General features: G+C 43.9%; 14 protein-coding genes and 2 riboswitches. Of the genes, 1 reads left to right on the plus strand and 13 read right to left on the minus strand.

The window, feature by feature from the left end; genetic code table 11:
* Positions 1 to 3: 3 nt before the first annotated feature.
* From M3180_RS18180 to M3180_RS18240, 13 genes are all read right to left on the minus strand, one after another.
* Positions 4 to 552: a TIGR01440 family protein gene (locus M3180_RS18180; RefSeq protein WP_251670123.1), complete on the minus strand. Its 549-nt coding sequence runs from the start codon at positions 550 to 552 to the stop codon at positions 4 to 6.
* A 4-nt stretch (positions 553 to 556) separates the two neighbouring features.
* Positions 557 to 1,015, minus strand: a complete 459-nt coding sequence (gene rpiB, locus M3180_RS18185; protein WP_251670125.1) for a ribose 5-phosphate isomerase B — start codon at positions 1,013 to 1,015, stop codon at positions 557 to 559.
* Positions 1,016 to 1,210: 195 nt separating this feature from the next.
* A riboswitch (ZMP/ZTP riboswitch) is annotated at positions 1,211 to 1,291 on the minus strand.
* 98 nt (positions 1,292 to 1,389) lie between these two features.
* On the minus strand, positions 1,390 to 1,980 hold the full coding sequence (locus M3180_RS18190; protein ID WP_285855792.1) for a low molecular weight protein arginine phosphatase: 591 nt from the start codon (positions 1,978 to 1,980) through the stop codon (positions 1,390 to 1,392).
* 23 nt (positions 1,981 to 2,003) lie between these two features.
* A complete protein-coding gene (locus tag M3180_RS18195) occupies positions 2,004 to 2,561 on the minus strand; it encodes a manganese efflux pump MntP (protein WP_251670127.1) in 558 nt (185 codons plus the stop codon).
* Between the two features lie 365 nt (positions 2,562 to 2,926).
* On the minus strand, positions 2,927 to 3,991 hold the full coding sequence (locus M3180_RS18200; protein WP_349774494.1) for an L-threonylcarbamoyladenylate synthase: 1,065 nt from the start codon (positions 3,989 to 3,991) through the stop codon (positions 2,927 to 2,929).
* Between the two features lie 73 nt (positions 3,992 to 4,064).
* A complete protein-coding gene (gene spoIIR / locus M3180_RS18205) occupies positions 4,065 to 4,748 on the minus strand; it encodes a stage II sporulation protein R (RefSeq protein WP_251670129.1) in 684 nt (227 codons plus the stop codon).
* 406 nt (positions 4,749 to 5,154) lie between these two features.
* Entirely contained in the window at positions 5,155 to 6,078 is a 924-nt protein-coding gene (gene prmC / locus M3180_RS18210; protein ID WP_251670131.1) for a peptide chain release factor N(5)-glutamine methyltransferase, read from the minus strand.
* A 133-nt stretch (positions 6,079 to 6,211) separates the two neighbouring features.
* Complete coding sequence (prfA, locus tag M3180_RS18215; RefSeq protein ID WP_251670204.1) at positions 6,212 to 7,288, minus strand: peptide chain release factor 1; 1,077 nt, start codon at positions 7,286 to 7,288, stop codon at positions 6,212 to 6,214.
* Between the two features lie 276 nt (positions 7,289 to 7,564).
* On the minus strand, positions 7,565 to 8,665 hold the full coding sequence (gene ychF / locus M3180_RS18220; protein WP_251670133.1) for a redox-regulated ATPase YchF: 1,101 nt from the start codon (positions 8,663 to 8,665) through the stop codon (positions 7,565 to 7,567).
* Between the two features lie 385 nt (positions 8,666 to 9,050).
* Positions 9,051 to 9,359, minus strand: a complete 309-nt coding sequence (gene trxA, locus M3180_RS18225) for a thioredoxin (protein WP_251670135.1) — start codon at positions 9,357 to 9,359, stop codon at positions 9,051 to 9,053.
* 67 nt (positions 9,360 to 9,426) lie between these two features.
* A complete protein-coding gene (locus M3180_RS18230) occupies positions 9,427 to 9,843 on the minus strand; it encodes an RrF2 family transcriptional regulator (protein ID WP_251670137.1) in 417 nt (138 codons plus the stop codon).
* A 202-nt stretch (positions 9,844 to 10,045) separates the two neighbouring features.
* Positions 10,046 to 11,104: a histidinol-phosphate transaminase gene (gene hisC, locus M3180_RS18235; RefSeq protein ID WP_251670139.1), complete on the minus strand. Its 1,059-nt coding sequence runs from the start codon at positions 11,102 to 11,104 to the stop codon at positions 10,046 to 10,048.
* A 78-nt stretch (positions 11,105 to 11,182) separates the two neighbouring features.
* Entirely contained in the window at positions 11,183 to 12,856 is a 1,674-nt protein-coding gene (locus M3180_RS18240) for a glutamine--tRNA ligase/YqeY domain fusion protein (protein WP_251670141.1), read from the minus strand.
* 251 nt (positions 12,857 to 13,107) lie between these two features.
* Positions 13,108 to 13,263, plus strand: a riboswitch (cyclic di-AMP (ydaO/yuaA leader).
* 7 nt (positions 13,264 to 13,270) lie between these two features.
* Here M3180_RS18240 and M3180_RS18245 point away from each other — a divergent pair.
* Complete coding sequence (locus tag M3180_RS18245) at positions 13,271 to 13,753, plus strand: C40 family peptidase (RefSeq protein ID WP_251670143.1); 483 nt, start codon at positions 13,271 to 13,273, stop codon at positions 13,751 to 13,753.
* Positions 13,754 to 14,001: the final 248 nt, after the last annotated feature.

A 14,001-nucleotide genomic window follows, 5' to 3' on the forward strand; every position in this document is an offset into this window, starting at 1 on the left:
AATTTATTCATATACTGCTCGCTCGCCGCCAATTAGCTTCGGGCGTGTAAAAGCCAGCGTAACATGTGCTGATCCAATCGATTGAATCGATGCTCTGAACGGTACAACAACCTGCTTCAAATGCATACCAATAAAGGTATCTCCAATATCAATTCCAGCGTCAGCAGCTATGCTTTCTACAAGACAAGGCTGCTTCAGTTGATTGTAAGCATATGCAGCCATAGAGCCGCCTGCCTTGGGGATAGGCCGTGCCTGTACAATGGTGAGTCCTAGGTTTTCAGCCAGCTCCTGCTCGATAACGATCGCGCGGTTCAAATGCTCACAGCATTGGAACACAGGTATAAGGGGATAGCTGCTAGCTACTTGCTGAATGCCAGAGTAGATCGCTTCCGCAATATCTTCTGCGCCAGCTGAGCCAATATGCGCTCCTGCTACCTCACTTGTGCTGGCACCAATGATGAAAAGCTTCGCCTTGGTCCACTGGCATCTTTCCATTAATTCACTCGTTACTTTAGCTACCTCGGCAGTAATTGTATCTAGTGAATAGGACATACAACTACTCCCCTTTAATGTAGCGCTTTTCGATCTCCATCACTTTACCGATGCGATTGACATGGCGCTCACCTTTTGAGAACGGAGTTTCCAACCAGATTTTAACGATATCAAGGGCAAGGCCAGGGCCAAGTACACGCTCGCCAAGTGCCAATACATTCGTATCGTTATGATCACGCGTTGCATGGGCAGAAAATGTATCAGAAACGAGTGCACAACGAATGCCCGCACGCTTGTTAGCTGCGATCGACATCCCAATGCCAGTTCCGCAAATTAAAATTCCACGATCTGCTTTGCCTTCTGCAACAAGGTCGCATACAGGAAGTGCATAGTCTGGATAGTCAACTGATGTATCGCAGTCACAGCCAAAATCAACAATTTCATGTCCTAATGACTGGATGAACGGTACGATTTCATTTTTTAAGCGAAAGCCGCCATGGTCAGCGCTTATTGCAATTTTCAAGGTAAAACACCCTTTCGTTCTGTTAGGATAAGGAACTAGATGCAGTTACGTCATACTTATGGTTGTTCAAAGAATCCAACTTTGATCACGAAGTAATACTGAAAGTCGAACTTTGAACTTATATTTATAGTAGTAGTATAACGCTTTTTCGAAAAAAATGAAAAAAGAGCAAGACATGCTGAATGACAGCACGCTGCTCTTTGCCCAGGCGACCGGCCGTATACTTCGATGCTCCATTGTGGTTACCCACTGAAGTCGCCAGTTACATCGAAGACCGTTATGTTATATTTATAATATCCGATCTTTGTTGAAATATCAATCACCTAAGATGAAAATGTACGCTAACTTTATCGGATATGATTATTCACATCTAATTAAGAAGTCTTCATCGATATAAGCCTGTCCACTACCTTTTGAATTGCTTCCTCTAGCTCCTTCGCACACTCGTCATATACGAATTGAGAACCTCCAAACGGATCGGCCACATCAAAGCTTGGAATGCTGTGCTCAAGCTCCATTGCGCGTTGACGCTTCATCTCATCTAGTGGCTGGCCTAACGCTTGCTGCATTTGAAGATCAGAATAAATCCCTTCTAGCTCTGTAAGCTTAGCCTGAAGCTGATCGTCCATATATGCGAATTCCTTGACCGTGTAGATATGATCCATCACTGCGGGATAGCGCCGAATAATTTCGCGCTTATGACCAGCTGTCATCGTTAAGATCAGATCAGCCCATTGCAGCACCTCATCATTCAATGCCGTAGAATGACCATGATGCTGAATGCCGTGCTGCTGCAAAGCATGAACAGAGTTCGCTGATACAGGTATGCCATCAACGGTTGAGATGCCAGCGGATCGAACGGTAACTGCCAGCCCTTTCTTTTGAGCCAAGCTTCTAAAAAACGCTTCGGCCATTGGAGATCGACATGTATTGCCGGTGCATAAGAACAATATTTGTTTCATCATCGCCAACTCCTTTACGTTCTCTATTATACAATAAAGTAAATTCCAAAAACGACTAGAATGACACCACCTAGCGTTTCACCATAGTCTCCAAGTGAATGACTAACTCTCTTCCCTAATGTCAAGCCTAGCATTGCCATCACAGCACCAAAGCATCCAAACAGCAATACCGTCAGCCATAGCGGTAGTTGAAACATACCAAGCGTGATGCCTACGGAGAAGGAATCGACACTTACACTAAAGGATAATAGCAACAAGCCCCATATCGTTCGATGATCAAAGAGCTGTGCTTCCTCTTCCTTTAAGGAGTGAATAATCATATGCAGTCCAAGTATAATAAGTAAAACTCCAGCAGCTATCGTCGCCCATTCCCCAAGAACAACGCTCATCATCTTACCCATCAACATACCGCCAATCGGCATCAGAATGTGGAACAAGCCGATCACTATACCGAGCTTCAATATATGCAGATAACGTATCCCTTTTAACCCAATCCCAATGCCGAGAGAAAAAGCATCAAAGCCTAGTGCGAGTGCTATCATCGTAATCGTCATGAGCTGTCCTAGCCAAACATTCATCTCCATATTCCCTATCTCCTTGTCCGATATACTCGTACAAGCATATGCGAACAAGTAGGAAAAGTTGACAACTTATTATGTAATGGGTACGTGAGCACCGGAAGGCCCGCTGAATTCAAGATTCGATGCCGAATAAGCTACATCGAGTTACTTCGTCATCAAGCCTGGACTTTTTGAACGTCCTCTTCAAATAAGGGTTCAAAAAGTTCGGGTTTCAGGACCAAGAAGATGAAGCAATACTAGAAAGCGAGTAGCGCAGCGTACGGTGTTGGTACGTGAGCAACGGAGCTTTCGGTAGAGCTTCATATTCGACGTCGACTAATCTCCACGAGTTACTTCGTCATCAAGCCTGAACTTTTTGACTTCATCTTCTAAAGGTTAATAACGTTGTGACCTGCCGCCTTCATCAACCTATTCATAAACGCCGCTCCAATGCCTTCTGTCGTACTAGCCTCCGACCATATGCGTGTAACGCCATATTCATCAAACTTACGAAGCGCTTCGTATAACCGCGAGGCTGCCTGCTCTAGCTGATTGACACTACCTAAGCTAAGGACAAGATCGGCCTGTTCGTAGTGGTGTGCATTTTCTTTGAAGCACAACACACCACATTTATTCTCGGCTGCATGCATTGTAACTTGCTGTACGATATATTGCGATACGGCTGCTGACTCACCCTTCACGATAACCAGCTTTCCTTGCGGGGCATAGTGCGTATACTTCATCCCTGGAGAACGCGGAGCTTCCTTGGTCTCCAGCTCAGTCTCTAAGGTTACGCTAGCTTCTGGACAGCAGGCTTGCAGCTGCTCAACAGTTACACCACCTGGTCGCAAAATTTGAATATGTTGACCGGATACCTCTACGACTGTAGATTCCAAACCAACACCTGTAGCGCCCCCATCGACAATCCCCTCGATTTTACCTTGCAAGTCGTCAAGGACATGAGAGGCCAGCGTAGGACTTGGTCTACCTGATGTATTAGCGCTAGGCGCTGCAATAGGTACTGCTGCTTGCCGCATCAGCTCTAACGCGATCGGATGATCTGGCATTCTTAGTCCGACTGTTTGAAGACCAGCCGTCACTTGATTAGACAACACACCCTGCCTTACAGGTAATATTAATGTTAATGGCCCCGGCCAAAATTGATCCATTAACCGTTCAGCAAGCTCATTTGTGCAGTTTGTAAGCTCATGAACTTGACTGCGATCATATATATGTACAATAAGCGGATTATCTGAAGGTCTCCCTTTGGCAGAAAATATCCCCCTTACTGCTTCTTCACTTCGCGCGTCGGCACCGAGTCCGTACACGGTTTCCGTAGGAAAAGCGATTTGCTTTCCTGCTGAAAGCAGTGCTGCCGGCTGAGCCAGCTGTACGTGCCAATCGGATTTTATTTGATCGATCTTCCATACCTTTGTATGAATCATCACGTCCATCCATCCCTCTTCATCGTTTGCCACGCTATTATAGCATAGTTGGAATAGGACTGGCATTTGTGTTTCTTATTAGTTAAGCAAACAACGAGCTAAACCAAGCTCCAAGATCCTCTAGCAGCTCAACGATAAAGAACTTTACTTCGATCTCAGCTGATTCCTCAGATGCCTCAGCGTCAGCTTGCAGTTCTACTGTTTCAGCTTCAGCCTCCTCAGCTGCGGACACCTTAGCAACACTTGTAGCCTCACCCGCTACTGCATCCGTAAAGCAAAGCGGAGGAAATAGTACACACCACCAGTTACGGCCTTCGCCTTTACCGAGCGTAATGAGCAACGCCTCGTATTCCCCAGCAGGATATACAACCTGTCCATACATCTTAGTAGGAAACTCTACTTGTCCAATCTCTGTATCAAATCCATATTGGTAGCCATTGCTAGAGAGTGTATCTGCAACAACCTGCTGCAGCTGCTGCTCGCGACTTGCAAGCAGCACCCGTGCCTCGTCAATGGACATTGGCTCATCAACCCAGCCATTCATCATTTCAACGACAGCATCACGGACCTTTGCTTTAATAAATTGATCAGAAGCAGAATCAGAGTTAGCCAAAATACGTAGTCTGATCGCTTCCTCAGGAATTGCATTCGTGTGAAGCGCAGCATCAACCTTTTGATATTCCCAGCTCATCACTAAAACCATTAAAATAAGTGCAACATACCCATAAACCTTACGATATGAAAAAGAAGAAGATAAATGCATCATTCTACACAAGCCCCTTTCGTACACCCGCTAAAATGTACCGCTTGCGTCCCGGAACGTCTCTACAGTTATCTTGTCCAAAATTAACACACTATAAACCTATCAATCTATTAATTGTAGTAGAAAAAGTATGACTTTGATTACGAGGTAATACGTTGGAGTTTAGTCGACATCGAATATGTCATGCTACCGATGTGATGCTTACGACGTATGTTTTCTTCGAAAACATTTTAGGTGCTCACGTACCCACCACGTACACTGCGCTCCTTAATATCTAGTAGCACTCCATCTTCTTGGTCTTGAAAGCAAAACTTTTTAACTCCTATTACAAAATAAAAACAAAAAAGCACGACTTAGATACGGCGTAGCACGTGGTGCCTAACCAGTATCTAAGTCATGCTTTTTTTATTTACGAGCGTATAGCAAGCACGTGACGGTCAATGCCTGCATAGTCCGTTATGATGCTCACTTCGTCCCATGCCTGGAGTGAACGCAGCAGATCTGCAACGATTGCTGGCTGGTGAATGCCTAACTCGAAAGCTACGAGCCTTGGCTTATTCGGAAGCTCTGCTATCGTATCAATCATTGCTCGATAAGGATCCAAGCCATCTTTACCGCCAACTAACGCTAAATGTGGCTCATAATCTTTTACTTCACGCTGCAGACCTTCCATATCCGACTCTGGTATATATGGCGGATTGGAGATAAGCACATCGATGATATTTTCGTTATGCTTTAATGCATCAGCCGTGCGAAAGGGCTGTAGCAGATCGCCTTGAACCCAGCTCATCTTGTCCAATACCCCGTGCTGCTTTGCATTGAGCTTCGCTTGCGCTAACGCATCGTGGGACAGGTCAGAGGCGATTACGTTCCAAGAAGGACGCTCGGCCTGCAGCGTAACCGCTATTGCTCCACTGCCTGTACCAACATCAAGCACGTGGAGTGAAGCTTCTGCCCACTGTGACGTACGCTTTAGCACCGCTTCTACGAGCAGCTCTGTCTCAGGACGTGGAATGAGTACAGCAGGCGATACAGCAAAACGGCGGCCGTAAAACCATGCCTCTGACGTAATATATTGGATCGGCTCGCCATTACCTTTACGTTCTAGACACGCTCCCCACTCCTCTAAGCGATTAGCCGGGAATAGCTCCTGCCATTGAAGGAGCAGCTGTGCGCGCTCAAGCTTAAGCACATGCAACAGCAGCAGCTCGGCATTTTCCTTCGCCTCACCTACACCTTGGTCACGTAAAAAAGCAGTCGCTAGCTGAAGCTTCTCAAAAATGGTATGTCCTTCCGATTGGCAAGCTGCAATAAGTGAAGGTTGCTGTGTCAATAGGTCCACCTCCTTCTAAGAATTAATTCAATAACTATTAGATCGAAATACATGCCATGGTAGTAAAAAAGCGCAAGCCTGCAGCAGCCTCTCACAACAAGCTGCCTCCGGCTCACGCTTACGCATTACTTTATTATGCACCCATTGTTTCGTTCTCTAACAATTCTGCTTGCTCTGCTACAGTAAGCTGATTGATAATCTCGTCCATATCACCGTTCATGACAGAATCAAGCTTATGAAGAGTTAGACCAATGCGATGGTCTGTTACACGACTTTGCGGGAAGTTATATGTGCGAATACGTTCGCTTCGATCCCCTGTACCAACCTTGCTTTTACGCTCGCCAGCATATTTCGCTTCCTCTTCTTGACGGCGAATATCATAGATACGGGCACGAAGCACTTGTAGCGCCTTCGCTTTATTATCATTTTGCGATTTGCCGTCTTGGCACGTTGCCATAATACCTGTAGGTACGTGCAGTACACGAACAGCGGATTTCGTCGTGTTAACGGACTGTCCGCCAGCACCGCTGGAGCAGAAGGTATCGATTCGAATATCTTTGTCAAGAATTTCAACTTCAACGTCCTCAACCTCAGGCATCACTGCAACAGTAGAGGTAGAGGTATGGATACGGCCTCCAGACTCCGTCACAGGAATACGCTGAACACGATGCGCACCACTTTCGTATTTCATCTTGCTGTATGCGCCTTTACCATTAATCATAAAGATAACTTCTTTAAATCCGCCCAAGTCATTTTCTGTATATTCCATCAGCTCTGTTTTCCAGCCTTGAGCGTCAGCATACTTCGTATACATACGATAAAGCTCATAAGCAAACAAAGCGGCTTCATCTCCGCCCGCAGCTCCGCGAATTTCCACAATGACGTTTTTGTCATCATTCGGATCTTTCGGAAGAAGCAATATGCGTACCTTCTCCTCAAGCTCCACTTTGCGTTCAGATAGCTCATCAACTTCCATCTTGACCATCTCGCGCATATCATCATCAAGCTTTTCGGCTAGCATTTCCTTAGCGTCATCGAGCTGCTGACTTACCTGTTTATATTCAGTATAGGCATCATAGGCAGCTTGAAGATCCGATTGCTCCTTTGAAAGCTCACGCAATCGTTTTGGATCGCTAGCTACATCTGGATCACACAGCAATTCGCTTAACTTTTCATACCGATCAGCTAGTGCCTGTAAACGATCTAACACGTTATTCACCTCTGTCATTTCCTCAAAATAAAATAATTTTTATTATAACATATCCAAAGGCAGCTTAGAACTCATAGCTTTTTGGAAGTTATAAAATAATCATTTACCAACAAGTTATCAACACTATTCACATATTCATCCACAGACTCTGGGTAAATATACACATGAATTAATAAAGTTATCCACAGTTTAGTTTATTTCCTACTATAATATACACATAAATATAAAAAAGTGCTCCGTCCATCCACAGTTTGGAGACGAAGCACAATTATTTTGTTACACGTTGAATCGGAAGTGCATGACATCGCCATCCTGCACGACATACTCTTTACCTTCAAGACGCAACTGACCGCGCTCGCGAACAGTAGCCATAGAACCCGCTGCGGCAAGATCCTCGAAAGAGACAACCTCCGCTCGTATAAAACCACGTTCAAAATCGGTGTGAATAACTCCTGCTGCCTGCGGGGCCTTCATTCCTTTACGAATCGTCCAAGCGCGCACTTCCTGCACACCCGCTGTAAAGTACGTATATAAACCAAGTAGCTTATATGCAGCTCGAATCAAACGATTCAGGCCTGATTCCTCAAGTCCGAGCTCCTCAAGAAACATTTCCTTATCCTCGCCATCAAGCTCAGCGATCTCGGATTCAACCTTCGCGCTAATCGGAACAACTTCCGCGCCTTCGTTAGCAGCGAATTCGCGAACGATCTTCACATACTCATTATCCTCAGGATTAGCTACATCATCTTCACTAACATTCGCTGCGTAAAGCACAGGCTTTAATGTAAGCAGATGTAATTCCTTAATAAGGGTAAGCTCATCTTCTGATAGCTCTATGCTGCGTGCTGGCTTGTCATTGTACAATGCCTCTTTAACCTTCTCCAGCACCTCAACCTCTTGTGCAACTTTTTTGTCGCCGCCCTTCATGTTTTTACGTGAGCGCTCGATGCGACGATCCACAGAGTCGATATCAGCTAGAATCAGCTCAAGATTAATTGTCTGAATGTCACTAAGCGGATCTACCTTACCGGATACATGCGTAATATTTTCATCCTGGAAGCAACGAACGACATGAACAATCGCATCCACCTCGCGGATATGTGCTAGGAACTTGTTGCCTAGACCTTCACCTTTACTCGCACCCGCTACAAGTCCAGCAATATCAACGAACTCAAACGCTGTCGGCACAGTATTGTTAGGCTTTACTAATTCCACTAATTTATCCAAGCGTGTATCAGGTACTTCAACAACGCCTACGTTTGGATCAATAGTACAGAATGGATAGTTTGCAGATTCCGCACCTGCTTGCGTAATAGCATTAAATAAGGTTGATTTACCCACGTTTGGCAAACCAACAACCCCACATGAAAGACCCATAATTTCAACTCCTAAAACTTTTCATGATAACTTCTTGATATACTTCTTGTTCATGAAAAGTACTTCGTAAGCATACGCTTAACTTTTCATGATAACTTCTTGATATACTTTTTGTTCATGAAAAGTACTACGTAAGCATATGCTTAACTTTTCATGATAACTTCTTGAGCATCACTAAATTCCCGTTTAGAACATAACTTTCGTCATTATACCTTAGGTTAGGCGACAAAGAAAGACCATAACCAGATTCGTTACGATGTTCAAAAGTTAGACGTAGATTATGAATTTATAAGTATAATGGCACCGTTTCATGATCGATATGCATAATTAAAGCTGCCCCTGCAGTGAAACACTGTAAGGACAGCTCATTATAAAAACTACAATATTAAACGTTGGCGATTTTCGTTTTTAGTGCATCCTTGCTTTGAAGACCTACCATTTTATCAACGGGTTGACCGTCTTTGAACAAAATAAGCGTTGGAATACTCATTACTCCAAATTGTGCTGCAAGCTCTGGCTGCTCATCAACGTTGATTTTACCGATAGTTGCTTGACCCTCTAGCTCAGTAGCAAGCTCTTCAACGATAGGAAGCTGCATTTTACAAGGTCCGCACCATGGAGCCCAAAAATCTACAAGAGAAACACCGTTCTCGATAGATTGATTAAAGTTATCTTTCGTTAATACGATTGCCATTACAATCATCCTCTCTGATCACTAATGTAATATGATTAAGGGCTTAACCCTACACACCGACAGGTGTTTAACATTCATGGATTTGCTTCAGCACATCACTAATTGTAATATGGCTGAAATGCTCCTCCAGTTTTTTCTCAGCAGTACAGAAGATACCATACATGACAGTATTCATATTCGAACCTACCATACAATCCGTTTCTGGATTTCCAGAGCACCAGCTCGGTATTAAAGAGCCTTGTGCCATAACACGATACACATCAGCTAATGTCACCGTATCTGGATCGATGGTAAGACGATACCCGCCACCAGAGCCCTCCCTAGTATTAACGAAGCCACTGCGTCGCATACCACTCATTACTTTCCGAATTCGCGCTGAGTGAGTACCTACGTTTTCAGCAATCATTTCGCTACTGGCCATCCTATCCGGTAGGTTAGCCAAATAAACTAAACTATGCACTGCAATTGTAAATTCACTATTCACTTCAGTGGGCCTCCCTGCTTTATACTGTAATAATAAACGTTACAGTTATAGTTGTCAATATCGCCCCACTCCTGCCTATTAAGATTCAACAGTTGATAATCAAATATACATCGTTATCCATACAAAACGATCTCCTGCATCTGAGTGCAAGAGATCGTTTTGTGCTTAATTTATGGTCGTAGTTACGCACTAACAAAACAAATTAATGAGTAAGCTGCTTCACTAATTGAAGGAATACATCCATTTCCCCATCTGTTCCAATACTAACACGTAAAAAGTTATCAATACGCGGAGAAGCAAAGTAACGTACAAGCACACCTTGCTCGCGCAGCTGCTCAAATAGCTGTTTTGCTGCAAAGGAAGGATGCGAAATAAATAAGAAATTGGCTTTTGACGGCGTTACAATGAAACCGAGAGATTCTAGCTTTTCAGCAACTCGTTCACGCGTCGCAACGACCTTCGCTGTCATTTCTCTAAAATACGCTTCATCCTCTATCGAGGCAACAGCACCGGCTAGTGCAACGCGATCGATGGTATAAGAATTGAATGAGTTCTTCGTACGATTAAGACCTTCGATTAGCTCCTCAGAGCCAAACGCATATCCTACTCGCAGGCCAGCAAGCGAACGTGACTTAGACAATGTCTGAATGACGAGTAAATTGGAATAGGAGTTAACAAGCGTGACAGCCGACTCCGCTCCAAAATCAACATAAGCCTCATCAATAATAACGACTTGGTCTGCATTATTCTTCAATAGTTGTTTCACATCCTCCAGCGACAGTGGCATCGCTGTAGGGGCGTTCGGATTAGGAATAATGATACCGCCATGGTCGCCAGTATATTGCTCTACATTGATGTTATACTGATCATCTAGTGGTATAAGCCTAGGCGTAATGCCGTAAAACTTCGAATAAACCTTATAGAAGCTATACGTCACATCAGGAAATAGCACTGGCTTGCTTGGGTCAAAGAATGACGCAAAAGCAAATGCTAGTATTTCATCTGAGCCGTTTCCTACAAATACTTGCTTCGGTGATAGACCAGCATGCTGAGCAAGCGTTTGGACAAGCACATCACAATTAGGATCAGGATACAATCTCAAATCCTCATTTATCGTATCTGTCATCGCTGCAATGGCAAGCGGTGAAGGAGGATATGGGTTTTCGTTTGTATTCAGCTTTATATATTTTTTATCCTTAGGCTGCTCGCCAGGCACATACGGCTCTAGCGAGGCAGTAAGGGGACTCCAATATTTACTCACGCTTGCTTCACTCCTCAATCATTTCATGCTTCATTAAATATCCCCGCCTAGTTGAAGATACATCTCTTATCGTTCACCTTAAGCCTTCTTTGGATCAAATGAGCTTTTTAAAGAGACAACTCGGTTAAATACAAGCTGATTGTCTTCGCCTCTAGCAGGATCCACACAGAAATAGCCATGGCGGAAAAATTGGAACTTGTCGCCTGTTTGAGCATCCTTCATGTTAGGCTCAATATATCCGTTAACGATGCGCATAGAGTTAGGGTTAATCCGCTCAAGAAACGGTACATCCTTCAATTCCGGCGCATCTTCAATTAGTGGTTCGAACAAACGCAGCTGTGCTGGAACTGCCATCGATGCTTCTACCCAATGAATCGTGCCCTTTACTTTACGACCTGTAAACCCACTGCCAGACTTCGTCTCAGGGTCATAGGTGCAGCGTAGCTCGATAATTTCGCCTTGTTCATTTTTTACAACTTCATTGCACACGATGAAGTAAGCATGCTTAAGACGAACCTCGTTGCCAGGGAACAAACGGAAGTATTTGCTCGGCGGATTTTCCATAAAGTCCTCGCGTTCAATATAAATCTCACGAGAAAACGGAATTTGACGGATGCCCATCTCTGGATTTTCAGCATTAATTTCTGCATCCAGCCATTCCACTTGACCCTCTGGATAGTTTGTAATTACGACTTTAATCGGATCTAGTACAGCCATCGTACGCGGAGCCTTCAGCTTTAGATCCTCGCGAATGAAATATTCCAGGTAGCTTTCCTCAATCGTACTGTTCGCTTTCGCTACGCCAATCTCACGACAGAAGTTGCGGATCGCTTCCGCTGTATAGCCTTTGCGACGCATCCCACTAATCGTCGGCATACGAGGATCATCCCAGCCCTCTACAACACCCTCATCGACGAGAGATTTCAGATATCGCTTACTCATAATCGTATTTGTAATGTTAAGACGAGCGAACTCATACTGACGCGGCTGAGCGTCCATCTCACACTCTGCAACAACCCAGTCATATAGCGGTCTGTGATCCTCAAACTCAAGTGTACAGATCGAATGTGTAATGCCTTCAATTGCATCACTTAGCGGATGAGCAAAGTCATACATCGGATAAATGCACCATGCATCGCCTGTGCGGTGATGATGAGCGTGAGCGATACGGTACAAGACAGGATCGCGCATCGTTATATTAGATGAAGCCATATCAATTTTTGCACGAAGCACACGTTCTCCGTCCTTAAATTCTCCTGATCTCATGCGTGCAAACAGATCAAGATTCTCCTCCACGGAGCGATCACGGTAAGGACTGTTTTGCCCAGGCTCAGTTAACGTCCCTCTCGTCGTACGCATCTCTTCAGCAGATAAGTCACATACATAGGCCTTGCCCTTCTTAATAAGTAGCACCGCGCGATTGTATAACTCTTCAAAATAATCAGAGGCATAGTACAGATTGTCCCAATCAAATCCAAGCCACTGAACATCTTCTTTAATCGAGTTTACATATTCAGTATCCTCTTTTACTGGGTTCGTATCATCAAAGCGAAGATTTGTTTTCCCTTTAAACTCATCTGCCAGTTCAAAGTTAAGGCAGATAGATTTCGCATGACCAATGTGTAGATATCCATTAGGCTCTGGTGGAAAACGAGTGATGACCTCATTTACTCTTCCTTCCTGCAAATCATCTATAACTATATGTTTTATAAAATTAGAAGCAACTGATTTCGTTTCGTTACTGTTTTCCATCTATACCAACCTTTCACGTAAGCGAGTATTTATCCCTCTATGATACACAACTTTTCATGAAAATACACCCATTTTACACACCAAATCATCCGTTTCATCAACCTGTTTTAGCGTTTATGACGGATACGTATCTTATTTCTCTATCCTATCAATTCTGAGAGAAATATGAAAACGATTAGAATCTTCTCACATTTTACACAGAATTAGATTTTCAGTTTATTATATTGCTTGTAACATCTGACAAGTAACAAGTAAGCCTATTGCCAAATTCTTATGAGAAATCATGAGAAACGGGGGATCCATTTGGGGTGAATTGAACTGCGTTGCGAGTGCTCGTGACGGTAGATTCATAGGGAACCTTCAACCGAACCCGTCAGCTAACCTCGTCGGCACATCTGGAAGGAGACTTAAATTGTGAAAAAGCTTAGCATAATGGTATTAGCGATCACCTTACTGTTAGCGTTCTCAGCAGGAAGCGTTTCTGCTAGCTCGTCTTCAATGCTTACCAATATTGAGGATGTAAAAGGAACAAAGTACAAGTACGGCGGTAATACTACTAGCGGGTTTGATTGTTCTGGATTTGTTCGTTATATTTTCGAAAAGATGGATGTTGAGCTACCTCGCCGTTCTGCAGATCAAGCATCTGAAGGAACTAAAGTTGCTAAAGACAACTTGAAATCTGGCGATCTTGTATTCTTTGATACAAGCGGCTCTAACAACGGAGGTATTACGCACGTAGGAATCTACATAGGCGATGGTAAATTCGCTCACGCTTCTACAAGCAAAGGCGTTACTATTGACTCTCTAGACTCTTCTTACTACAAGCCGCGTTATGTAACGGCTAGACGTGTACTATCCGATGAACAGTACGAAAATTACGTAGAAGCAAGTAAATAAGTGACAAAGAGATAGGATGGCTCTACTAGAGCACGTCGTATCTCTTTTTTATTTTCCGATCTTAGGATAGCTGTATTATTATTGTATGTATGACCTGTACAAATATGACTGCCTGTACCTATTCACTCTCAAGAAAAAGGAACGATGCTTTGTCTTGTCTGTTCAATCCTATAAGCTTATTTTAAGCTTAGTCATGATCATTGATTGAACACCCTTATAGACGATAAGCATCGTTCCTTTGTTGCATG

This window comes from Paenibacillus camelliae (genome assembly GCF_023715345.1).
Classification (GTDB): Bacteria; Bacillota; Bacilli; order Paenibacillales; family Paenibacillaceae; genus Pristimantibacillus; species Pristimantibacillus camelliae.